At 44.8% G+C, this 23,589-nt stretch carries 18 protein-coding genes; 9 read left to right on the top strand and 9 right to left on the bottom strand.

Annotation, left to right across the window (positions count from 1 at the left end):
- Positions 1–121: 121 nt before the first annotated feature.
- From ACYRYG_RS02275 to rpiB, 3 genes are all read left to right on the top strand, one after another.
- Entirely contained in the window at positions 122–1,669 is a 1,548-nt protein-coding gene (locus tag ACYRYG_RS02275) for an alpha-N-arabinofuranosidase (protein WP_293425279.1), read from the top strand.
- A 34-nt stretch (positions 1,670–1,703) separates the two neighbouring features.
- Positions 1,704–3,722: a transketolase family protein gene (locus tag ACYRYG_RS02270; RefSeq protein WP_293416257.1), complete on the top strand. Its 2,019-nt coding sequence runs from the start codon at positions 1,704–1,706 to the stop codon at positions 3,720–3,722.
- 68 nt (positions 3,723–3,790) lie between these two features.
- Positions 3,791–4,261 (top strand): ribose 5-phosphate isomerase B, encoded by a 471-nt coding sequence (gene rpiB, locus ACYRYG_RS02265; protein WP_293416255.1) that lies wholly within the window; start codon positions 3,791–3,793, stop codon positions 4,259–4,261.
- An 82-nt stretch (positions 4,262–4,343) separates the two neighbouring features.
- Here the strand turns inward: rpiB and pyk are convergent, their stop codons facing one another.
- Positions 4,344–5,822, bottom strand: coding sequence for a pyruvate kinase (pyk, locus tag ACYRYG_RS02260; protein WP_293426645.1), 1,479 nt, complete (start codon positions 5,820–5,822; stop codon positions 4,344–4,346).
- 219 nt (positions 5,823–6,041) lie between these two features.
- On the opposite strand from pyk, the gene ACYRYG_RS02255 reads away from it, so the two are divergent.
- Together ACYRYG_RS02255 and ACYRYG_RS02250 are read left to right on the top strand one after the other, a co-directional pair.
- The gene (locus ACYRYG_RS02255; RefSeq protein WP_293416251.1) at positions 6,042–6,320 is read left to right on the top strand and encodes an HU family DNA-binding protein; all 279 of its coding nucleotides are present in this window, start codon (positions 6,042–6,044) and stop codon (positions 6,318–6,320) included.
- Positions 6,321–6,705: 385 nt separating this feature from the next.
- On the top strand, positions 6,706–8,277 hold the full coding sequence (locus ACYRYG_RS02250; protein ID WP_293416272.1) for an Rne/Rng family ribonuclease: 1,572 nt from the start codon (positions 6,706–6,708) through the stop codon (positions 8,275–8,277).
- A 111-nt stretch (positions 8,278–8,388) separates the two neighbouring features.
- On the opposite strand, the gene ACYRYG_RS02245 is transcribed toward ACYRYG_RS02250, so the two are convergent.
- From ACYRYG_RS02245 to ACYRYG_RS02210, 8 genes are all read right to left on the bottom strand, one after another.
- A complete protein-coding gene (locus tag ACYRYG_RS02245; RefSeq protein WP_460197474.1) occupies positions 8,389–10,551 on the bottom strand; it encodes an alpha-amylase family glycosyl hydrolase in 2,163 nt (720 codons plus the stop codon).
- Positions 10,548–11,441, bottom strand: coding sequence for an ACP S-malonyltransferase (gene fabD / locus ACYRYG_RS02240; protein ID WP_293416247.1), 894 nt, complete (start codon positions 11,439–11,441; stop codon positions 10,548–10,550). The genes ACYRYG_RS02245 and fabD overlap by 4 nt, the downstream gene beginning before the upstream one ends.
- A 133-nt stretch (positions 11,442–11,574) precedes the next feature.
- On the bottom strand, positions 11,575–12,159 hold the full coding sequence (gene rplI, locus ACYRYG_RS02235; RefSeq protein WP_294075396.1) for a 50S ribosomal protein L9: 585 nt from the start codon (positions 12,157–12,159) through the stop codon (positions 11,575–11,577).
- Positions 12,160–12,176: 17 nt separating this feature from the next.
- Positions 12,177–12,446 (bottom strand): 30S ribosomal protein S18, encoded by a 270-nt coding sequence (gene rpsR / locus ACYRYG_RS02230; protein WP_293416243.1) that lies wholly within the window; start codon positions 12,444–12,446, stop codon positions 12,177–12,179.
- 2 nt (positions 12,447–12,448) lie between these two features.
- Positions 12,449–12,796 (bottom strand): 30S ribosomal protein S6, encoded by a 348-nt coding sequence (gene rpsF / locus ACYRYG_RS02225; RefSeq protein WP_293416241.1) that lies wholly within the window; start codon positions 12,794–12,796, stop codon positions 12,449–12,451.
- Positions 12,797–13,013: 217 nt separating this feature from the next.
- Entirely contained in the window at positions 13,014–13,712 is a 699-nt protein-coding gene (rprY, locus tag ACYRYG_RS02220; RefSeq protein WP_293416239.1) for a response regulator transcription factor RprY, read from the bottom strand.
- Positions 13,713–13,839: 127 nt separating this feature from the next.
- Positions 13,840–15,405 (bottom strand): ATP-binding protein, encoded by a 1,566-nt coding sequence (locus tag ACYRYG_RS02215; protein WP_293416237.1) that lies wholly within the window; start codon positions 15,403–15,405, stop codon positions 13,840–13,842.
- Between the two features lie 244 nt (positions 15,406–15,649).
- On the bottom strand, positions 15,650–17,815 hold the full coding sequence (locus tag ACYRYG_RS02210) for an elongation factor G (protein WP_460197472.1): 2,166 nt from the start codon (positions 17,813–17,815) through the stop codon (positions 15,650–15,652).
- A 408-nt stretch (positions 17,816–18,223) separates the two neighbouring features.
- Between ACYRYG_RS02210 and hemW the strand changes: the two genes are divergently transcribed.
- The 4 genes from hemW (at position 18,224) to ACYRYG_RS02190 (ending at position 23,570) form a co-directional block, all read left to right on the top strand.
- A complete protein-coding gene (gene hemW / locus ACYRYG_RS02205; protein ID WP_460197471.1) occupies positions 18,224–19,477 on the top strand; it encodes a radical SAM family heme chaperone HemW in 1,254 nt (417 codons plus the stop codon).
- 73 nt (positions 19,478–19,550) lie between these two features.
- Positions 19,551–20,741: an iron-containing alcohol dehydrogenase gene (locus ACYRYG_RS02200; RefSeq protein WP_293416231.1), complete on the top strand. Its 1,191-nt coding sequence runs from the start codon at positions 19,551–19,553 to the stop codon at positions 20,739–20,741.
- A 364-nt stretch (positions 20,742–21,105) separates the two neighbouring features.
- Positions 21,106–22,509 (top strand): NAD-dependent succinate-semialdehyde dehydrogenase, encoded by a 1,404-nt coding sequence (locus ACYRYG_RS02195; RefSeq protein WP_293416229.1) that lies wholly within the window; start codon positions 21,106–21,108, stop codon positions 22,507–22,509.
- Between the two features lie 122 nt (positions 22,510–22,631).
- On the top strand, positions 22,632–23,570 hold the full coding sequence (locus ACYRYG_RS02190; protein WP_293416227.1) for a tRNA threonylcarbamoyladenosine dehydratase: 939 nt from the start codon (positions 22,632–22,634) through the stop codon (positions 23,568–23,570).
- The last annotated feature ends 19 nt before the right edge of the window (positions 23,571–23,589 follow it).

Below are 23,589 nucleotides of genomic sequence, written 5' to 3'. Positions count from 1 at the left end.
TGCCTAAGCCAATAGCCGCAGACAGCATACCGCAGCCTGCTTATTCTTTTATTGTGTCAAAACAAATAAGTTAAACCTGAATAGCCGATTTATAGGCTGTTCGCAATAAAAACATTTTCGAATGAAAAAATTTATTAGTCTGACCTTGCTTGTTGCCGCCTTTACCTGTTCTATAAAAGCCCAGGAGGCAACGCTGATTGTTCATACCCGACAAGGTAAACAAAAGATTAACAAAGAAATCTATGGACAGTTTGCAGAACATCTTGGATCGTGCATCTATGGCGGGCTATGGGTGGGCCCCTATTCCAATATCCCCAATACCAACGGTTATCGGAATGATGTGCTTCAGGCACTCAAGAACTTGAAGGTGCCCGTCCTGCGATGGCCGGGAGGATGCTTTGCTGACGATTACCATTGGAAAGACGGCATCGGGCCTCGCAACCTCCGTCCTACCCTTCGCAATAATAACTGGGGCGGTACCATTGAAAACAATTCCTTCGGAACACATGAGTTCCTGAACCTCTGTGAAATGCTCGGATGCGAACCTTATATCAGTGGGAACGTCGGCAGTGGAACTGTTCAGGAAATGGCACAATGGGTGGAGTACATGACTTCTGACGGGGACACGCCAATGGCCAGACTCCGGAGGAAGAACGGCCGGAACCGCCCCTGGAAAGTAAAATACTTCGGTATCGGAAATGAAGCCTGGGGTTGCGGGGGAAATATGCGGCCAGAATATTACAGCGATCTTTTCCGCCGCTATAATACTTATCTGCGTGACTACAGCGACAGCACCAAACTTTTCCGCATTGCCAGCGGTGCCAGTGGGCCGGATACCAACTGGACACGTGTGCTCATGAAAAATATCGGTGACCGGATGCAAGGCATCTCCTTGCACTACTATACCGTCAGAGACTGGCACCATAAAGGATCCGCCACCCGTTTCTCCAATAAGGAATATTACCAGACCCTCTATACGTGCGAGCGTATGGATACGATCATCAAACAGCAGTCTGCAGTCATGGACCAGTATGACCCTCAGAAGAAGATTGGACTTATGGTTGATGAATGGGGAACATGGTGGGACGAGGAACCCGGTACGATCAAAGGGCATCTCTACCAGCAAAACAGTCTGCGTGATGCAATGGTCGCAGCCTTGACACTGAACATTTTCCAGAAACATACTGACCGTGTGCGAATGGCCAATATCGCTCAGGTTGTCAACGTACTGCAGTCAATGATCCTGACAGATACCATCGGCAAAGGACATATCGTGATCACCCCTTCCTACTATGTCTTTTCCATGTATAAAGGATTCCAGGATGCTACCTATCTTCCGTCAGAACTGCGATGCGGCAATCATACACAGGATGATGAGACGGTACCCCTTATCAGCACTTCAGCTGCAAGGGAGAAAGACGGAAAGATTCTATTATCCTTGTGCAACATTGATCTGGAACATCCTCAGGATCTATCCATTGAACTGGAAGGTGCTGCTCCACAAAAGGTAGAAGGACAGATCCTCACATCAAGAAATATCAATGACTTTAATGATTTCAATCACCCGAATATTGTCAAACCTGCTCTTTTCAAAGGTGCCAAATTGAAAAATAATATCCTGAAAGTAAAAATCCCGGCTAAATCCATTGTAGTATTGGATATAAAATAGTACATTTGTAAAGAGATTAAAAAATCAAATATAAATGAACGACAAAAAAGTAATGAACCACGCAGCAAATAATATTCGTATATTGGCTGCATCTATGGTAGAAAAAGCGAAATCAGGCCATCCCGGTGGTGCAATGGGAGGTGCCGATTTCATAAACGTTCTTTTCTCAGAATACTTAATCTATGACCCGGACCAGCCTGAATGGCCGGGACGGGACCGTTTCTTCCTGGATCCGGGACACATGAGCCCAATGTTATACTCTGCTCTGCTCCTTTCCGGTAAATTTACCATGGAGGAGATACAGACTTTTCGCCAATGGGGATCACCTTGCCACGGACATCCGGAACGAAACGTGAAGCGAGGTATAGAAAACACATCCGGTCCCTTAGGCCAGGGCCATGCCCTCGCCTCAGGCGCTGCCGTAGCCGAGAAATTCCTTGAGGCTCGCCTCGGACATACGGTCATGCAGCACACTATCTACACCTATATCTCTGATGGGGCTGTCGAGGAAGGAATTTCCCAGGAGGTAGGCAGAATAGCCGGATCACTGGGACTGAACAACCTCATCATGTTCTATGACTGTAACGGTATCCAACTCTCTACTGAAACGAGTGTAGTGATGGCTGAAAACACAGCGATGAAATACAGGGCCTGGAACTGGAATGTGATCGAGATCGACGGCAATGATGTCGATGAGATCCGGAAAGCTTTGAATACGGCCCTTGCCGAAAAAGACCGCCCTACCCTGATTATCGGTGATACGGTGATGGGAAAAGGAGCTCTTAAGGCTGACGGTACCAGTTATGAACATAATGTAAAGACTCATGGCTCACCTCTTGGAGATGGAGCTTATACCAATACCATCAGAAATTTAGGCGGGGATCCGACAAATCCTTTCGTCATCTTTGAGGATGTTAAAAAACTCTATACTGACCGTCAGGTTGAACTCCGTAAAATCGTAGCCGGACGCCATAAGGAAGAGGCTCAATGGGCGGAAAAGAATCCGGAGAAAAAAACCTTGATGGACGAATGGTTCAGTGGAAAGGCTCCTGAAATAGACTGGAGTAAGGTGGAGCAAAAAAACGGTAGTGCAACCCGTGCAGCTTCCGCTGCCTGCCTGAAAGTACTGGCTCATGAAGTTCCAAACATGATCTGCTCCTCCGCCGACCTGTCCAACTCGGATAAGACTAATGGATTCCTCAATGAGACCCATAGCCTGAAACGCGGGGATTTTACCGGGGCTTTCTTCCAGGCTGGTGTCAGCGAATTTGCTATGGCGGATATGTGCATGGGGATGATGCTGCATGGCGGAGTAATCGCAGCCATGGGTACCTTTTTCGTCTTCTCTGATTATATGAAGGGGGCTATTCGACTGGCTGCGCTCATGGGCGTACCCGTAAAATTCATTTTTACACATGATGCTTTCAGAGTCGGCGAAGATGGACCTACCCATCAACCGGTAGAACAGGAAGCCACCCTCCGACTGATGGAACAACTTAAAAGGCATAACGGCAACGACAGCCTGCGTGTCTTCCGTCCTGCAGATGCAGATGAAACAACGGTCTGCTGGCAGATGGCCATGGAGAACACAGAATCTCCTACCGCTTTCATCCTCTCCAGACAAGGGATTAGTCAACTGCCTGAGGGCAATGACTATCAGATGGCCCGTAAGGGTGCTTATATCGTAGCCGGTTCGGATGAAAACCCGGACATTATCCTCGTAGCCTCCGGATCTGAAGTATCTACGCTTGAAGCAGGAAGCATATTGCTCCGTAAAGACGGTATCAGGGTACGTGTGGTCAGTGCTCCTTCTGAAGGATTATTCCGCAGGCAACCCCGGACATATCAGGAAAAAGTGCTGCCAAAGGGTGCAAAGATATTCGGTATGACCGCCGGACTACCCAGCACACTTCTCGGTCTTGTAGGAACCAATGGCAGAATCTACGGAATGGATAGTTTCGGCTTCTCTGCTCCTTATCCGGTTCTGGATCAAAAACTCGGGTTCACAGGAGAAAACGTTTATAAACAGGTAAAGGAATTCTTAGCTGAATAGGTCTTCTTTAAAACAGAACGGGGGGTTAACCTTCCGTTCTGTATTCATTTCAAAGCAGATAAGAAATTATGGAAATAAAGACAATAGGAATCGCCAGTGATCATGCAGGATTTCCTATGAAACAGTTTGTCCTTCAATATTTGGCCAAAAAGGGATATAAGGTCAAGGATTTCGGCACAGATAGTATTGAAAGTGTCGACTATCCGGATTTTGCCCACAAACTCGGCCAGGCGATAGAGAGACATGAAGTCTACCCGGGGATTGCCATTTGCGGTACAGGGGAAGGAATGGCTATAACATTGAACAAATACCCTGACATCCGGGCTGGATTAGCATGGAATGAAGAGATAGCACATCTGATCAGGCAGCATAATGATGCAAACGTACTGGTACTGCCGGGACGGTTCATCTCTCTCATGACTGCTGAAAGGATACTGGATACCTTCTTTGCTGTCCCTTTTGACGGTGGTCGCCATGAAAGGAGAATAGAGAAAATACCTATTCATAACTGCTGTAAAGGACAGAATCCGTTTTTCTGACAACTGGAAGAAAAAGGTAACCGGTCTTTTGACCTATTACGGAAGAATCCCGGGAGCGTTTGTTCCCCGGATTCTTCTGTGATTAATGCTTCCCCTTTTTCTGCTCACCCTTAGTTTCTGTCCCTCTGGGCAACTTAAACTGATAACTCTTATCAAATACTTTCCTGACATCATTGATTTCCAGGAAGGTAGTCCCCCCTCCCTCACCAAAACTGCCGCTCAGGTAAGCGATCTTGTCATTCAAGCCAAGATAACCCTTCAGTTTAAGCATTCGTACAGCTGCGGTAAACATCTCCTGATTAGAAATCTGTCCCTTCTGATATACCGCGGCAACACCATAACTCAGATTCAGCCAGCGCTGTGTTTTCTCCTTATAACAAATAGCGAAAATAGGAGTAGGCCCACGGAATGAAGCCAGATAGCGTGCCGTCTGACCGGTCTCACTATCCGTAATAATTCCCTTGACACCAAGTCTGCGAGTAGACTCTATGGTCGCATGGGCGAGAAAGAGCCGTTGGCTGATCAACTGTTTTCCAGACGTAGGATCAATATCATTCTCCGGATCCCGATCTTTTTCAGCCTGTTCTGCTATCCTTGACATCGTCTGCACCGCCTCAAGAGGATATTTGCCCATTGCCGTTTCACCACTCAGCATCAAGGCATCTGTACGATAAAAGATAGCATTGGCTATATCCGTTACTTCTGCACGCGTAGGCCGAGGATTACCGATCATCGTATGCAACATCTGGGTAGCCACGATAACCGGTTTGCATTTCATCACACATTTACGGATAATCCGGCGCTCGATGCCTGGTATCCGCTCTATGGGCACTTCGATTCCCAAGTCCCCGCGGGCAACCATTACGCCATAGCTGGCATCAATTATCTCGTCAATATTATCTACACCTTCCTGATTCTCGATCTTAGAGATAATTTTAATATCACTGTGGTGCTCATCCAATATCTTCTGGACAGCTTCTACATCAGCAGCAGAACGAACGAAGGAATGGGCAATAAAATCAATATCCAGATCAATCGCCAACAGGATATTCCGCTTGTCTTTTTCCGTCAATGCAGGTAAATCAATATGCTCACCGGGAACATTCAAACTCTTATGCGCACCCAGATCACCTTCATTCTGTACCTGCGCAACCAACATCGGACCCGTATTCTCGATCACTTTCATATCGATTGCCCCATCGTCAAACAACAGGTCATCACCTACTTTTACATCATCCGTAATATTCGGATAGGTCACATTGATAATATCATGGGAGCTATCCATCTCTGGACGCCCAAAGACTTTGACCACATCACCGATCTTATAATGTAAAGGTTCTTTCACATCCGTAGAACGAACCTCAGGACCCTTTGTATCGATCATTATTCCTATATGAGGAGAAACGGCCCGCACATTAGCTACAATTCTACGAATACCCTCTTCCGTAGCATGAGCAGTATTCATACGCACGATATTCATTCCGGCAAGAAAGAGTTTGCGTATAAAATCTTTATCGCATCGCAGATCACTGATGGTAGCTACAATTTTGGTTTGTTTCATATTTTCAAAAGACTTATTGTATTACTTTGCAAAGTTAACAAAATTCTCACAATTAAAAGAATGTAAAGGAAAGAATAAATACAGGAGGCCTTAAAATGATTTTAAAAGCAAGATTTTCAGAGAGTTAGGAATGTTATTTCAGAAAAAAGCAAATAGATTTTCATATTCCGATAAAAAACAGTATCTTTGCAAACCAATAACAAAAGATATTGAAATACAATGACTAAAGCAAAAATCATAGCAGAAGTTGCATTGGCCACAGGAATGTCAAAAAAAGAGGTTACGGCTGTAATTGAAGCTTTTATGAGTAGCATCAAGAAGAACCTGTTAAAGAGAGAAAACATTTATCTCCGCGGGTTTGGTAGCTTCATCATCAAGCACAGGGCAGAGAAGACCGCCCGCAATATTTCCAAGAACACGACGATGACCATTGCTGCCCACGACTTACCCAGTTTCAAGCCGGCCAAGAGTTTTATCCAGGAGATGAAAAACGAATAAAATTCCTTCGTCACCTATCTGAGGATTTGGATTAAAATATCAATATTTAAATTTTTAGTATTATGCCAAACGGAAAGAAAAAGAAGGGCCACAAGATGGCTACGCACAAGCGTAAGAAAAGATTACGCAAGAATAGACATAAGAGCAAGTAAGCTCATCAGTCTATTCAGACTGAGGGTGTGCCGCAGAGCAGTTTGAACTCTTTTTGGCTCACCCTTTTTGATTACTTATTCTAAATTAAGAGTCATTTGAAAAGCTGACGGTAAATCTTCGGGTTTATACATAAGATGCTAGTCTGTTCCCAGGTAAGACATATAGTTACTATTTGCTGGACAGGAGAATGGGAAAGTAGATTCAAATGATCAAATTAGTTCAACGGAAAGAAATGACCAGCGAAATTGTAATTGATGCACAACAAAAAAAGATTTCTATCGCACTGCTGGAAGACCAGCAACTGGTAGAATACCAGGAACAAACGAGAGAAGTATCTTTTTCTGTTGGGAACATCTACGTGGCAAAGGTAAAGAAACTGATGCCTGGGCTGAATGCCTGTTTCGTAGATGTAGGTTATGAACGCGATGCTTTTCTTCATTATCTTGATTTAGGAAGTCAATTTAACTCTTATCAGAAGTATCTGAAACAGGTCCAAAGTGATCGCAAGAGACTTTATCCATTTTCTAAAGCATCTCGCCTGCCCGATCTTGACAAGGGGGGAAGCATCGCCCAGGTGCTCTCCGTAGGTCAGGAGGTTATGGTGCAAATCGTGAAAGAACCCATTTCTACCAAGGGCCCCCGTCTTACGGCTGAATTATCCTTTGCAGGTCGCTTCCTGGTACTCATCCCCTTCGGAACTAAAGTCTCCGTATCTTCAAAAATCAAAAGTGGCGCAGAGAGAGCTCGACTCAAACAACTCGTCAACAGTATCAAGCCAGGCAACTGTGGTATTATCGTGAGAACCGTAGCTGAAGGCAAGCGTGTTGCTGAATTGGATGCAGAGCTGAAAATTCTGACCAAACGCTGGCAGGATGCCATCGTCAAGGTTCAAAAAACCCAAAAACGCCCCCAACTGATTTATGAAGAAACTGACCGGGCTGTTGCCATGCTGCGTGATCTCTTCAATCCTACTTATAAAAGCATTTACGTCAACGACGAAAATGTAGAGCAGGAGGTAAAGCACTATATCTCGATCATAGCCCCTGAAAGGGCGGATATAGTAAAACTTTACAAGGGTAAGGTTCCCATTTTTGACAATTTCAACGTCACTAAACAAATTAAATCGAGTTTCGGCAGAGTCGTGAACTATAAGCATGGTGCTTATCTGATCATTGATCATGCTGAAGCCTTGCATGTGGTGGACGTGAACAGTGGAACTCGTACTCATGAGAAGAATCAGGAGGCAAACGCTTTGGACGTGAATTTAGGTGCTGCTGATGAACTGGCCCGACAGTTGAGGCTCCGTGATATGGGAGGTATCATCGTAGTAGATTTCATCGACATGAGTCTGGCGGAAGACCGCCAAATGCTTTATGAACGGATGTGCAAAGATATGCAGAAGGATCGTGCAAGGCACAATATCCTGCCGTTAAGCAAATTCGGACTCATGCAAATAACTCGCCAGAGGGTACGACCGGTGATGGAAGTGAACGTGGAGGAGACTTGTCCTACGTGCAACGGCACAGGAAAGATCAAAGCAAGTTTTCTGTTTACAGACCAACTCGAGCGTAAAATTGACCGACTCATCAACAAGATCGGTGTCAAGAAATTCTATCTGCACGTACATCCATACGTGGCTGCTTTCATCGACAAGGGAATCTTTTCCCTGAAGTTGAAGTGGCAACTTAAATATGGATTCGGTGTACACATTATTCCTTCTCAGAAATTAGCTTTCTTGCAATATGAATTTTTCGACAAGAATGGCCAGTTTATTGATATGAAGGAAGAGCAGGAAACAAAATAGAAAGTTTCCAGACGATCAAAAAAGTCCCTGATGATTTTCTCATCAGGGACTTTTTTGATCACACCGGTCTTCCGTTTCAAGAAAACTCCAGGAGGTCTAAAGACGATCCTGTCAAGGGATTACTTTGAACCGGATGCGGAAGGAATGCTTCATCCCATCCCAATTGGTGCCCAGCAAGGCAAAACGACCTATCTGAGACGTCGAACGCACGTGCTTGCCCAGACAGGGACAAATATCATAGTCATCGATACGGACCAGCCGGATCATCTCATGTGCTTCCTTAGGCAGACGGTCAATATTTACGCCGGCCGGAATATGATCCCGATCTACAAATTCATAACTGACGACCATATCTGCCTGTATCAGACGGTTCATCTCATCCTCGATGTCCTTTATCTCCTTGCGGGAAGGCTCATGGTCAAGAATATAATCGATCTTACTCTTCTTCCTCTCGATGTGAGCGTTATATCCCCGCTCACAACCAAACCGGCGCACCATCAACTGATTGAGCAAATGCTCCGCCGTATGGGCAGGAGGAAACTCATCTTTATGATGCTCATTCAAGGCAAATCCTCTGTCATCCATTTTCAGATTGAATTTATAGACACGTCCGTCATAGGGCTCTATCGTCATCGTCTCGTCTCCATCCCGAAGTAAATTCATCGTATAAATGTCACCGGAAAGAAGGTCTGTTGCGGTAACCCGCTTTTGGGGAAGATGCAGATAATCAAAGGCATGTCCGGGTATTTTCACATTGACATTTATCTTGTCTGATGAAAAATTGACGACAATAAGCAATACCTCATCCTCATATTTACGAAGGAATGCGAATTGTTTTCGCCTGTCGAAATGATCAGACGTCGGGTTAACGTACATCAGGTCAAACATATCACCCTCCGTAACCGCCTTCTCATGGGTAGCCGTATAAAACAAATTACGATAAGTAACGGACAACTGCTTTTGCCTAAAGGTCAGGCCGCATGGCATCTCATACGCATGAGTCAAAGTAGACGGCGACCAATAGTCAAAGATGCTTGTCCGTCCGTCACGGCCACTATAGCCTTCAGCATCCATACCCCTCTCACCGAACTCCTGTCCATTATAGATCATAAAAGGATTCCGTTGCAGCAAGGTACCCACCATCACAGCAGGGACAGCCTTTAAAGGATCCCCGGAAAAGAAATCAGAAGCAATGCGCTGCTCATCATGATTCTCCAGGAAATACAGCATGTGTCCGAAAATATCACTCTTGTTCTGCCACTGAGCGGTGATATCGGAGGCCGGACGCTCATTCCGTACAATTGCACGCATCGTATCATACATGCCCACCTTATCATAAAGGTAATCAAAACCAGCAGCGATAAAAGTACGGTACCGATTAGGATCATAGACCTCCCCGATGAAGATCAGATCAGGATAACGAACCTTCACGGCCTTAGTAGCATAAGACCAAAAAGAATCCGGGACCATCTCTACCATATCGCACCGGAAACCATCAATACCCATACCTGCCCAGAAAAGCAAGATCTGTGTCATCTTATCCCAGGTATCCGGGATAGGATTAAAATGTGTACTGCGACCGGCAGGATCACAGTAATCAATACCATAATTGAGTTTGATGGTCTCATACCAGTCTTTCTCTGAAGGACAGGCACTAAAACAATTATTTCCTGTAGCCCTGGCCGGAGTTTCGGTATATTCATCTTGGGAAGAGTCCACCGGAAAAGCTTTAAGAATTTGACAGAGATCCAATGGCTGTCCCCAACAATAATAAAAATTATTCTGCGGAGAAAAACTTTTGGCAGGATCATCATCCTCACCCAGATCCCGCACTCCTGCCGGTTTATTCACGGAATAATACTCACGGGCTACATGATTTGGTACAAAGTCCATGATCACTTTCATCCCAGCCTGATGAGTGCGGAGAATAAGCGCTTTCCATTCCTCCATCCTTTTTTCCGGATGATCAGCAAGATCAGGATCCACATCATAATAGTCTGCTATGGCATACGGTGAACCCGCCTTGCCTTTTATGACCTCTGGATGCTGACGGGGAATGCCATAAGCAGAATAGTCCGTCACGGTCGCATGACGGATCACTCCCATGTACCAGATATGAGTAAAACCCATACGGTGAATACGGGTTAAGACCTCTTCTGAGAAAGAACTGAATTTACCACAGCCGTTTTCAGAGAGAGTACCAGATATTTTCCGGGTTATGTTGTGATTGCCAAAGAGCCTGGGAAATGCCTGGTAAATAATAATCTTACTCATTTAACCTCTATCCCGTGGGCATTCACATTCTTATCGATCCGGCCAATCATCCCACGAAGTGCCTTGCCGGGACCACACTCTACAAACTCATCCGCTCCGGCTGCAATCATATTCTGAACACTCTTTGTCCAACGGACAGGGTGAGTCAACTGTGCAATCAGGTTTTTCTCAATTTCTTCAGGATCGGTGTGAGGCTGGGCATCCACGTTCTGATAGACAGGACATTCAGGAACAGAAAAAGGAGTCTTTTCGATAGCCGACTGCAACTCATCCTTGGCTGGTTGCATCAATGGAGAATGGAAAGCACCACTGACCTTCAGGATCAGTGCACGCTTTGCACCCGCTGCCTTTAATTCGTCACAAGCCCTCTTTACAGCATCCTCATTGCCAGAGATCACCAGTTGGCCAGGACAGTTATAGTTAGCAGGGACAACGATGTTTCCATTTACAGATACTTTCTTGCAAATTTCTTCTATCTTCTCATCAGGGAGAGCTATGATAGCAGCCATAGTACCCGGATTGGCATCACAGGCTTTCTGCATCGCATTGGCGCGGGCCGCAACCAGACGGAGTCCATCCTCAAAGGAAAGTGACTTAGAGTAAACCAAAGCCGAAAATTCACCCAGGGAATGACCGGCCGTCATGGACGGTTTTACGCCCTCACCCAGGCACATTGCAGAGATGACACTATGCAGGAAAACCGCTGGTTGGGTAACCTTAGTAGCCTTCAACTGTTCATCAGTTCCGGCGAACATAATTTCAGTTATCTTAAACCCGAGGATCTCATTTGCCTGATCAAACAATTTTTTAGCCAAAGGAAATTGGTCATACAGGTCTTTACCCATACCCACAAACTGTGAGCCCTGCCCAGGGAAAACAAATGCTTTCATATTCAAAATAAAATTATTGAATTACTTCTTCTCAATAAGTACGAAATATAAAAAATCCCAACTACCAACACGGGTAACTGGGATTTTCTGTTATTGATTTACAATAGAATGATCTAAATAGAACATAATGTCCTTATTCTGCTGCAGGAGCTTCCTCTTCAGACGCAGGTGCTTCAGCTCCCTCCGGAGCTTTCTCTTTCTGGGCATCAGCCACAGGCTCTGCCTTAGGAGTTTCAGCTGCCTTTTTCTTTGGAGCAGCCTTGACAGCATCCTTGTTTTCTTCAGCTACGACCTCAACAGGAACCTTTACCTCTACATCTTTAAAGAAATGGATAATTGCTTCAAAATTACCCACTTTCTTAATGTCATGCATAGTAATGATCTTACGGTCAATATCAAAGCCTTTCTTAGACAGTTCATCAGCTACCGTAGCTACATTTACACTGCCATAGGTAACGCCGTTTGAACCCACTTTTGCCGTAATGACAAGAGATACATCCTTGAGTGCTTCAGCCTTTTTGTCAGCTTCAGCCTTCAGCGCAGCGATCTTGTCAGCCTGCTGCTTCATATCTTCAGTCAACTGTTTCTTGGCCATTCTTGAGGCAATGACCGCCTTACCCTTCGGTATCAGATAGTTACGACCGTAACCATTCTTCACACTTACAATATCGTTCTTATATCCAAGTCCGATGATATCTTCTTTCAGTATAACTTCCATTCTGTTTCCTCCTTTTATTATTTCATCAAATCGGTTACATAAGGAAGCAATGCAATCTGACGTGCACGCTTAATGGCTTTTGCCAGACGACGCTGATATTTCAACGATGTTCCTGTAATGCGACGCGGAAGGATCTTACCCTGTTCATTCAGGAATTTCTTCAAGAACTTAGGATCCTTATAGTCAATATACTTAATGCCACTCTTTTTAAAACGGCAATACTTCTTCTTCCTTGTGTCAATAGAAGGAGCGGTCAAATAACGGATTTCAGATTTATTTTCTGCCATGATTAAGCCTCCTTATTACCTTTACCTAATTTGTTTCTTCTCTTCTCTGCATACTGGGCAGCATACTTGTCCAGTTTTACCGTAAGGAAACGAATCACCTTCTCGTCACGGCGGAAGCCTGTTTCGAGAGTGTCAACAACAGATGGCTCAGCTTTGAATTCTAACAGACAGTAAAAACCTGTAGATTTCTTCTGAATAGCATAAGCCATTTTTTTCAGTCCCCAGGTCTCTTCATTCAGAATCTCAGCACCATTATCGGTGAGCAGTTTCTTGAATTTAGCGACCGTTTCCTTCATCTGTGCATCAGACAAAACGGGAGTTAAAATGAAAACGGTTTCGTATTGATTCATACTACTTAAAAATTAATTAATGATATTACACGATACACTGCATCCATCTACCCGAGCAATAAGCTGAATAGCCAAATGCAGTGCAAAAGTACGTCTTTTTTCAGAAACAGCCAAATTTTTCTTCTTCTTTATTCTCCGGCCTTCACGAAACGGCTCTTTCAGACCCTCCTGGAAGTCCGCACGAACACCAGGCAGGAGCATCCGGGAACCGATCTTGTCATTCGGTTTCAGGAACTATCAGTTTATATCCCTTTCCGTGAATATTGATAATTTCAATCTGATCATCATCCTTTAAGTGCTTGCGCAACTTGGTGATATACACGTCCATGGACCTGGCATTGAAATAATTATCATCTATCCAGATAGTTTTCAAGGCGAAATCGCGTTGTAATATCTCATTCTCATGTGAGCAGAGAAGAGCCAGCAACTCGTTCTCCTTGGTCGTCAACTTCGTCTGCTTGTCACCGATCGTCAGCAGTTGCTTCTGCGTGTCAAAAGTAAATTTACCGATATGGTAAAGTGTGGATTCTTTGTTTTTCTTTCCGCGGACACGACGCAGGATTGCCTCTATACGGAGAACCAGCTCCTCCATAGAGAAGGGTTTGGTAATATAGTCATCGGCTCCGATCTTAAAGCCTTCGAGAATATCTTCTTTGAGCGTTTTGGCAGTCAGGAATATGATCGGGATCTCAGAATTAGCCTGACGAATCTCTTGTGCAAGGGTAAATCCATCCTTCTTAGGCATCATCACGTCCAGCACACAAATATCGTACTTATCTTTCAAAAATTCCCTGTAACCAATTTCACCATCAGGACAAAGTGTAGCCTGATAACCTTTTGCCTGCAAATATTCACGGAGCAGCATGCCGAGGTTCTCATCGTCCTCGCACAGCAAAATCTTGATTTTTTCGTCCATAGTCTAATTATTTATTTGTAAATATATATTATTGAATTTCTTATCCGGAAGAATGCCATTGCATCTATGAAGGAAATTGAATATCTATCTCCACTGCCTCCATTGTCTATACATCCATGCTGAAAGATCATTGCTCATCAGCGATAAAAGGCAACTTAATGGTAAAGATGGTGCCCTTTCCATACTGGCTGTCCACATGGATCTCACCTTCATGGAGATCTACCATTTTCTTCACATAAGCCAAACCTAATCCAAAACCTTTCACATCGTGTATATTACCGGTATGGACACGGTAAAACTTTTCAAATATCTTCTTCAGATTCTCTTTCTTGATTCCCAGGCCTGTATCCTTAACCGACAAGCAAACTTTATTTCCTTCATTCCAGGTTTTAAGATAAATGCTTAGCGGCTCTTCCGGTTTACGATATTTCACGGCATTGTCAAGCAGGTTGAAGATCACATTCTGAAAGTGCATCTCATCCACATAAATAGTGGAATCCACGGCTTCTATCTGGGTATAGACCTTCCCGCCCGTATGCTCTACTCTGAGCGTAAACGAGTTGCCAATTTGTTCCACCATTTCGTTCAGGTCCAACTTGCGCTTTTTCAGAACGGCCTTCTTCTGGTCATACATAGACATCTGCAAGACTTTCTCCACCAGGAACCGTAGACGTTTGGACTCATCATCTACAATGCCTGCAAGATGAGACATCATCTGAGGACTCTTCACCACACTCTTGTCTGTCATCATCTGGGCAGCCAGAGAGATGCTGGCTATCGGGGTCTTCAATTCATGGGTCATATTATTAACAAAATCATTCTTGATTTCAGAATACCGCTTGGATCTGAAGATAATCCCAATGGTGAAAATAAAAGTGATCAGAAGGATGAGCGTGAAGATAATGCTCGGAATCATAAACCTGACACTGGAAAAGATATAACTGTTCATCGTTGGGAAATGAACCCTGATCACCCCTGCCCCTATGCTTGACTGTGGGTCATTCCTGAAAAGCGGCTGGGAATAAGAATATTCCTCTCCCTTTGAGGTATAGTCAGGACAGCGGTAAACTTCCCGCCCATCGGCTGTCGTAACGACGAAATGATAGGGAATATTGATCCCATTGTTCATCAATTCTGCTTTCAGATCCTGATCCAGAAGCTTGAAATTGATACGCTCTTTCAAAGGTTTGTCCGATGCGGAATAAAGAAGGGAATAGACCACCTCATCCAATAAGGATTTCTGATATACATAACGGTTCTTGACGATCTCCTGCAGTGATTTCTGCGCTTCTGATATGGTGTTCTGGTCATTCCTCAGGATCATCGCCTTGGGGATCTGCGAAGGTTTACGGGAAAGGGTCTTCAATTCAAATGAAGGGTATGTGGTACCTTTTACATTTACTGAAAGTTGCTGATAAGGTTGACGGGAAGCTGCACCGGCCCCTTTATGTGTTTTGATGGAATCGCGCTTACGGGCAAGTTCTTTCGCATTTACGTCCTTTTCCAGATATTGCAAGGTCTCATTCAGCTCCAGATTACGAGAGGCATGGTAAAGAGCGCGGTTGACGGATTCGTCAAACTGCTCCTTTTTCATTTCTGCCATCTCCTCAATATAATTCAACTGCAAGAACAATAAGGCAAGAAATGAAATGCCCATGATAATTGCTATCGTCCAAATGGTCCTCTTCTTCATGTTGGCAAAGATATGTATTTTTCTTAAATCGTTAACATAATTTTGTTAACAATTTCAATCATATTAACTGTTGTTAACGGTATTGACTCGTTTTAATGGTCTATATATCATTATAAATTCAGAAAATCTTTCCTTCTCTTCATCAATTCCCTTCGCTTCAATGGCAAAGTTCCTGACGAAAGACATCCATGAAAAAGGGCAGACCTTCCAGCATCTGCCCTTTCATGATCAATAAATCTGAAAATCATTCGTTTTCATCTTTTGACTCTTCAGTTTCATACTCAGAAATAAGTTTTTTCTGAACAGCATTCGGGACTAACTCGTAACTGGCAAACTTGGTGGTAAAACTTGCCCGTCCACCCGTTATACTACTTAAAGCAATGCTGTAATCCGATAATTCTTTGGCTGGGATCTTCGCCTGAAGTCTCTGATACACCCCTTCACTGTCCATACCCATAATCATGGCACGGCGTCCCTGCAGATCGCTCATCACATCACCCATGAAAGCAGAAGGTACATCCACCTCAAGATCATAGATTGGTTCCAGAATCTTCGGGCCAGCATTTTTAAATGCCTCTGAGAAAGCATGTCTCGCCGCAAGCATAAAGGACAATTCATTGGAGTCTACAGGATGCATCTTGCCATCATAGACCACAACCCTCACATCCCGGGCATAACTGCCTGTAAGCGGACCATGTTCCATGCAGTCCATAACACCTTTGAGGATGGCAGGCATAAAACGAGCATCAATGGCTCCACCGACAACGGAATTGATAAAGACAAGTTGTCCGCCCCAGTCCAGATTGATGACCTGTTTCCCTTTCAAGGTCACCTTATATTCCTGATCGCCAAAATGATAGAAAACAGGATCCGGCATCCCTTCGGCGTAAGGTTCAATGATCAGATGGACTTCACCGAACTGGCCTGCCCCTCCGCTTTGCTTTTTATGCCGATAGACCGCCTTAGCAGGTTTGGTAATCGTCTCACGATACGGAATCTTAGGCTCTTCAAACTTAACCTGTATTTTTTCGTTATTTTCCAGACGCCACTTTAAGGTGCGCAGATGAAACTCTCCTTGACCATGAACGATCGTCTGATGTAATTCCTTGCTGTTTTCTATGACCCATGTAGGATCTTCCTGAGACATTTTCGTCAGAGCAGCCATCATCTTTTCCGTTTCCTGCTCATTGACCGCGCGAATCGCACGGGAATACCTGGAGTTCGGGTACTTGATAAAGTTGAAACGCCAGTCACAATCCTTTCCATCAAGGGTGTTGCCGGTCTTAACATCCTTCAACTTGACCGTACAACCAATATCTCCCGCCTCCATCAGGTCTATAGGGATCCGTTTTGCTCCTGCACAAACGAATATCTGTCCCAGACGCTCCTTACTTCCACGGTCCGCATTGGTCAGATCATCTCCCGGCTTTACCATCCCGCTCATGACTTTAAAATAACTTACTTCACCTATATGAGGTTCCATCCCTGTCTTAAAGAAATACAAACTCTCAGGGCCATCGACAACAGGCTTGACCTCTTTCCCCCGCGTATTATGGAGTAAGGGCATCTCACTGACAAAAGGCACCACGTTACCCAAAAATTCCATCAGACGACGCACTCCCATGTCTTTCTTTGCACTGACACAAAAAACCGGATAGATCGAATTTGCCACAAGTCCCTTCCTGATCCCTTCACGCATCTCATCTTCTGTAAGGGTCTCGCTTTCAAAAAATTTCTCCATCAGGGTATCATCATTTTCTGCAGCCGCCTCAACAAGAGTTTTATGCAGCTCCATAGCTTTATCCATCTCTTCTGATGGAATATCTTCTATAACAGGCTCTCCTCCTTCAGGTTTCCAGGAATATTTCTTCATTAAGAGTACATCAATCAGAGAATTGAAATCAGGACCTGTTTGAAGCGGATACTGGATGACAACACACTTATCACCATAGATCTCTTTCATATTAGAGATGATGTCATCAAAATCACATTTATCTGAATCCAACTGGTTAACCAAAAAGATAACAGGTTTTTTCAACTCCTCTGCATAATGGAAATTATTCAGTGTACCCACTTCAGGCCAACTCTGACCATTAATCAGGATTAAGGCTTCATCCGTTACATTCAGAGAGGTAATGGTCCCTCCGACAAAATCATCACTTCCCGGACAATCGATGAGATTGAGTTTCTTGTCGTTCCATTCCACATGCAGGACGGTGGGAAATACAGAATAGCCATATTCTAATTCAACAGGAAAATAATCACCCGTCGTATTCTTGTTTTCTATGGAACCCCGGCGATTGATAACACCAGCTTCATATAGCATACTCTCGGCAAGTGTGGTCTTGCCGCTACCTGACGCGCCAATCAGCGCAATGTTTTTGATTTCATTAGTGTGATATACTCTCATACTGTTATAGATTTAAAATGATAATAGATTTCATCATGGTATAAGGGGATGCCCTGTGTCTTCCTCTTTTTGGCCTCTAAGTTAGTCATTTTTTAACAAACCTCAAAAGAAATCAAATAAAACAATCAGACTTTTAAAACATATTAACCTGCTCTTCTAATGTTATAAAATTCCAGATTCAAACTATAAAAACATGATTTTATACAAGTGGGGTTTTAAACGGTCTCAAGAAAGAGAAAAATCTATGTTTTTGTCGTACCTCAACAGAAATTGCACCTCCTTCTGGCAGACCTGTTTTTATTCTGAATCAGAGGCATGAATCCGTCAAATTTCCGGAAAGATTTTATTTAAATAGGGATAATCATAAAAAAATGCGTATCTTTACATCACGTAATCCAATGATAACAGATGTCAGGACTCTATATACATATCCCCTTTTGCGCCAGCCGCTGTATTTACTGCGGTTTCTATAGTACCACGCTTCTTCCTCTCCAGGATGCCTACGTGGAGGCCTTATGCAAGGAAATGAAAATGCAAAAGCCGGTTGATCCTGTCCAGACGGTTTACCTCGGGGGAGGCACGCCAAGTCTTTTATCTAGAGGTAATCTGGAAAAATTATTTGCTAATATCCATGCTATCTATGGCCGTAAAACGGAAGAGAGTACTGTCCATCACCCGGAATCGTTCCGGGAAGTCACCATAGAATGCAACCCTGACGACATTACCGATGAGTTTGCCCGGGAAATCGTTTCCCTCGGAATAAACCGGGTGAGCATCGGGGCCCAGACTTTCTCCCCCGCCCGGCTCCGGTTCATCCATCGCCGGCATACGGCAGAACAGATCCCGGCAGCGGTCCATCGCCTGAGAAATGCAGGCATCCATAATATCAGCATTGATCTGATGTTCGGATTCCCCGGAGAGACCCTGGCAGACTGGGAAGAGGACCTCCATGAAGCCCTGGGTCTGCAGGTGGAACACATCTCTGCCTATTCACTGATGTACGAAAAGGGCACCCCTCTCTATCATCTCCTGAAGGAGGGGAGAATCCGGGAAATTGATGATGACCTGAGTCTGGAGATGTACAAAACACTCCTTGATACCCTTAATGACAACGGTTACGAACAATATGAGATCAGTAATTTCGCCCGATTAAACCAGGAAGCCCATAGTCCCTCCGGGCAGAGCACACTACGGTCAGGCAGGAAGAATCCAGGGCCAGACCATCCTGCCTGGGACGACCGGCCTGAAACCGTCTCTCCCTACCGGAGTCTCCATAACTCCTCTTACTGGCATGAAATACCGTATATTGGAATCGGCGCCGCTGCTCATTCTTACAACTTGACATCAAGGCAGTGGAATATTGCAGATTTACATCAGTATATCCATGCTATAGAGTCTGGAAACATCCCCTGTGAAAGTGAGAGGCTGAGCATGGATACCCGTTATGACGATCTGATTACCACTGCTCTGAGAACTCGGGAAGGGATTGACTTGAGAAAGATGAAAGAAGAATATGGAGACGGATTATATTCTTTCCTGCTCCAGAATGCAGAGCCTCATCTTAAAGACAAGAATATGAAAATCAGAGATCACCAACTCTCCCTGACTCGTCAGGGACTCTATATTTCCGACGATATTATGAGTGACTTGATGGATGTGTGAGCGTCCGGAATACCCTCACGTTCAAAAACTTCATCAAACGATCATAGAAATGTTTCATTAAAAGACCAAAATTATGTTAGGAAATTTTAGTTATCAGAATTCCACAAAACTTTACTTCGGAGAAGATTCTCTGAAAAATTTAAGTGAAGAACTCAAATGTTCCGGCCATACTATCCTGTTCAATTATGGCGGCGGAAGTATCAAGCGCAATGGCATTTATGATCAGATCATGGAAATCCTGCAGCAAACTGGCAAAAAGGTTATCGAGAACCCAGGGGTCATGTCTAACCCCACTCTTGACAAACTCCTTGAGGGGATCCAGACTGCCCGGAAGAACAAGGTAGACTTTATCCTTTCAGTAGGTGGCGGCTCTGTCTGCGACTATTCCAAGGCTGTAGCTGCGTCAGTCTACTATGATGGGGATCCCTGGAAGAAATTCTTCCTTGACCAGCAGAACCCGGCACAGGATCAGAAGATCATCCCCGTAGGTGTGGTCCTGACCATGGCAGGAACAGGTTCTGAGATGAATACGGGCAGTGTCATCACCGATGCCAAGAACAAATTCAAAGTCGGTCACATGTTTGACAACCGCCTCGTCCCCCGGTTTTCCATTCTGAATCCCAGGTTTACCTTTACCGTTCCCGAGAACCAGATGAAGTCCGGAATCTTCGACATCATGTCCCATATCATGGAACAGTATTTCTCTGGAGAGGATGACAATACTTCTGACTATATCGCAGAAGGTCTCATGCGCGGACTGATCCATGCCTCTAAAATCGCAGTCAGAAATCCGGAAGATTATGAATCACGGTCAAATATCATGTGGACGGCAACCTGGGCCTTAAACTCTCTGATCGGGTGCGCAAAGAAACAGGACTGGGAAGTTCACATGATCGGACATTCCGTCGGGGCACAGACACATGCTCCTCACGGTTTCACCCTGGCTGCCGTTTCCCTTCCCTACTATCATCTGGTCATGAAATACGGACTGCCGAAATTCAAACGTTTTGCTGAAAATGTCTGGAATGTCAATCCGACGCAAAAAACAGACCAGCAGATCGCTGAAGAAGGACTGGATGCTTTGAAAAACTGGATGGTAGAAATCGGGCTGCCCCTGTCAATCAAGGATTTTGGTGCTACGGAAGATTCAATAGCCGGAATTGTCAAGGGTACAATCATCTCGGATGCCGGTTATCATAAACTTACCCAAGAGGAATTAATCCTGATCCTGAAAGAAAGTCTCAGCGGGAAATATGCCAAGTAATTTCCTTACGGCACTTTAGGCTCCCAGGTTCAGACCTGGCCGAACAGACCTCTCAGGACAGAAATGGAAACCTGTTCTGAGGGGCCTTTTCTTTTTCGTTCCCTATCCTTTGCAGGACACATAGACACAACGGGGAAAGACATACTTCAAATAGAGCATCCGCAACGTTCAACTTGAATATCAACTTCTTTTCACCGCTCATGAAAAATATGTAAAAAATCCAACTCTTTAGTAGGTTATCTCCGAATTAAAACTTATCTTTGCTGTATGGATATATCCGGTTCACTGAACAGGATTTATTCATGCTCCTTTATCGTAAAAAGATATGGAGAAGTCAGATGTTTAACTTTTAATTTATATCATCATGGAACAGAACAAACAACATTCACCCATCAAGACCCTGAATCCATTCACTAACAAGATAGAAAAGGAATTTGATGTCATCAGCGACACGGAGATAAATGAAAAAATACAAAATGCGGATACCGCCTTCAAGTCCTGGCGCAAGACCGACTTCGGCTATCGGGCAGGGATCATTCACCGGGTAGCCTCCCTGATGCGTGGACGGAAAGAGCAACTTGGACGACTGGCTACGACAGAGATGGGAAAGCTCTTGAGAGAAAGTATTTATGAAGTAGAACTCTGTGCAGACATTTTTGATTATTATGCCGATCATGCAGCGGAATTTCTCGCCGACAAGAAATTACCTACGGAAAAGGGGGAAGCGTTCATCAGCTATGAACCTATAGGCGTGCTGCTCAGCATCCAGCCGTGGAACTTTCCATTCTATCAGATTACACGGTCTGCGGCACCTAACCTGATGGCTGGTAATACGATGGTACTCAAACATGCTTCCAACGTACCACAATGTGCACAGATAATGGAAGACCTGTTCAGGGAAGCAGGACTTCCTGATGGTGTATACCAGAATCTGTTCATACCCGGACATGACATTGACAAACTGGTAGCTAATCCATTGATCAGAGGTGTTTCTCTGACCGGCAGCGAACCAGCCGGGGCCAGTATCGCTTCGGAAGCAGGCAAATATGTCAAGAAATCCATCCTTGAACTGGGAGGAAGTGATCCTTTCATCATCATGGAGGATGCAGATATAAACAAAGCTGTCGAAACAGCCGTCTACGGCCGTATGTGGAATGCTGGACAGGTATGTATCTCACCTAAACGGATTATCGTCCCGGAATCTAAATATCAGAGTATTCTGGACAAGATGAAAACTCTGCTAGCAAAATTGAAATTGGGGGATCCTATGGATCCGCAAACAGACATCGCTCCTCTATCCAGTGAAGAGGCAGCTCAAGAGGTCATCCGACAAATCAAACGGGCCATCAGACAAGGGGCAAAACTGGAGTTCGGGGGAGGACGGCCGGACCTGGAGGGAGCATTCGTGAATCCCGTAATCCTGACCCATGTCGAACCGGGCATGGATGCCTATTCCGATGAAATATTCGGACCTGTCCTGGTCGTTTATGCCTATAAGAATATTGACGATGCCATCCAGTTAGCCAATGCGACAAATTTCGGACTTGGAGGAACAGTCTTCGGAACTGATCTTCAGAGGGCAAAGGCTGTCGCACGAGAGATCGATACCGGCATGGTTTACATTAATCATGTCACTGGCATCGCACCTGAACTTCCCTTCGGCGGAACGAAGAATTCCGGCATCGGCCGCGAACAGTCTCCTGCAGGAATCTATGAATTCGTCAACCCTAAATTGATCAGGGTCACCTCACCGGAAAATCCATATTAAACTTTTAAACTGAGAATATTCGTACCCCCTCGGGGGTACGTTTTTTATGAGATTAATAACCATTTATTTCCTGAACCTGCTTTTTTTCACTAACTTTGTATCCCTCAAAGGATCATAGTAAAATGCAAAATCAATTTTCAAGAACTCAACTATTATTTGGGAAACCGGCTATCGATACCCTCAATGGCTCACGAGTGGCTGTGTTCGGCATCGGAGGGGTAGGCGGTTATGTCACCGAAGTCCTCGCCCGCAGTGGCATCGGAGAACTGGATCTCTTTGATGATGACCGGGTCTGCCTGACAAATGTCAACCGGCAGATCTATGCCCTGCTCTCCACCGTCGGCAGGCATAAAGTGGATGTGGCTGAAGAACGGATCCATGATATTAACAGAAGATGCATCGTGCATAAGTACCAGATGTTCTACATGCCGGCCAATGCTGATGACATTGATCTCTCTCTCTTCGATTATGTCGTCGACTGCGTTGATACGGTTACCGCCAAACTCGAATTGATCAAACGTTGCCATGAACTTCATATCCCGATCATCTCCTGCATGGGGGCTGCGGACAAACTGGATCCTACTGCTTTCCGTGTAGCGGACATCAACAAGACAAAAATGGACCCGCTGGCCAAAGTTATCCGCAAGAAACTCCGCAAACTGCATATTCCGCATCTCAAAGTGGTCTATAGTGAAGAAGAGCCTCTCAAGCAGATCGATGACCCATCCATCAGTTGTCGCTTTCATTGTATCTGTCCGAATAAAGATATGCGCAAATGCACTGCACGACGGGACATTCCGGCAAGCAACGCTTTCGTTCCTGCTGCTGCCGGCCTTGTCGTCGGCGGAGAGGTGGTAAAAGACCTTATCAAGAATGCACAGACCATGCGCATCACTCCTGAAGAAGCTCCCGACAATCCTTATGCCCGTGCAGCAGCTAACAAAGCCGCAGAGAAACTGGAGAAATACCGGCAGATCTGTCTGGCTAAAAAAAACGGGAAATGGGCGGATGATAAAGTCGTCAGGACACTCGCATCTTCGGGAATCAAATCAATGAAATAAAGTGAGATTTGCAGAGACG

This window comes from Segatella asaccharophila, assembly GCF_054687055.1.
This window is presented reverse-complemented; position numbering and strand designations above follow the sequence as displayed.

Excerpts from the sequence above, each read along its gene's own strand:
- ACYRYG_RS02275 (WP_293425279.1), top strand. The coding sequence starts at position 122 with ATGAAAAAATTTATTAGTCTGACCTTGCTTGTTGCCGCCTTTACCTGT.
- ACYRYG_RS02270 (WP_293416257.1), top strand. The coding sequence starts at position 1,704 with ATGAACGACAAAAAAGTAATGAACCACGCAGCAAATAATATTCGTATA.
- rpiB (WP_293416255.1), top strand. The coding sequence starts at position 3,791 with ATGGAAATAAAGACAATAGGAATCGCCAGTGATCATGCAGGATTTCCT.
- pyk (WP_293426645.1), bottom strand. The coding sequence starts at position 5,822 with ATGAAACAAACCAAAATTGTAGCTACCATCAGTGATCTGCGATGCGAT.
- ACYRYG_RS02255 (WP_293416251.1), top strand. The coding sequence starts at position 6,042 with ATGACTAAAGCAAAAATCATAGCAGAAGTTGCATTGGCCACAGGAATG.
- ACYRYG_RS02250 (WP_293416272.1), top strand. The coding sequence starts at position 6,706 with ATGACCAGCGAAATTGTAATTGATGCACAACAAAAAAAGATTTCTATC.
- ACYRYG_RS02245 (WP_460197474.1), bottom strand. The coding sequence starts at position 10,551 with ATGAGTAAGATTATTATTTACCAGGCATTTCCCAGGCTCTTTGGCAAT.
- fabD (WP_293416247.1), bottom strand. The coding sequence starts at position 11,441 with ATGAAAGCATTTGTTTTCCCTGGGCAGGGCTCACAGTTTGTGGGTATG.
- rplI (WP_294075396.1), bottom strand. The coding sequence starts at position 12,159 with ATGGAAGTTATACTGAAAGAAGATATCATCGGACTTGGATATAAGAAC.
- rpsR (WP_293416243.1), bottom strand. The coding sequence starts at position 12,446 with ATGGCAGAAAATAAATCTGAAATCCGTTATTTGACCGCTCCTTCTATT.
- rpsF (WP_293416241.1), bottom strand. The coding sequence starts at position 12,796 with ATGAATCAATACGAAACCGTTTTCATTTTAACTCCCGTTTTGTCTGAT.
- rprY (WP_293416239.1), bottom strand. The coding sequence starts at position 13,712 with ATGGACGAAAAAATCAAGATTTTGCTGTGCGAGGACGATGAGAACCTC.
- ACYRYG_RS02215 (WP_293416237.1), bottom strand. The coding sequence starts at position 15,405 with ATGAAGAAGAGGACCATTTGGACGATAGCAATTATCATGGGCATTTCA.
- ACYRYG_RS02210 (WP_460197472.1), bottom strand. The coding sequence starts at position 17,815 with ATGAGAGTATATCACACTAATGAAATCAAAAACATTGCGCTGATTGGC.
- hemW (WP_460197471.1), top strand. The coding sequence starts at position 18,224 with ATGTCAGGACTCTATATACATATCCCCTTTTGCGCCAGCCGCTGTATT.
- ACYRYG_RS02200 (WP_293416231.1), top strand. The coding sequence starts at position 19,551 with ATGTTAGGAAATTTTAGTTATCAGAATTCCACAAAACTTTACTTCGGA.
- ACYRYG_RS02195 (WP_293416229.1), top strand. The coding sequence starts at position 21,106 with ATGGAACAGAACAAACAACATTCACCCATCAAGACCCTGAATCCATTC.
- ACYRYG_RS02190 (WP_293416227.1), top strand. The coding sequence starts at position 22,632 with ATGCAAAATCAATTTTCAAGAACTCAACTATTATTTGGGAAACCGGCT.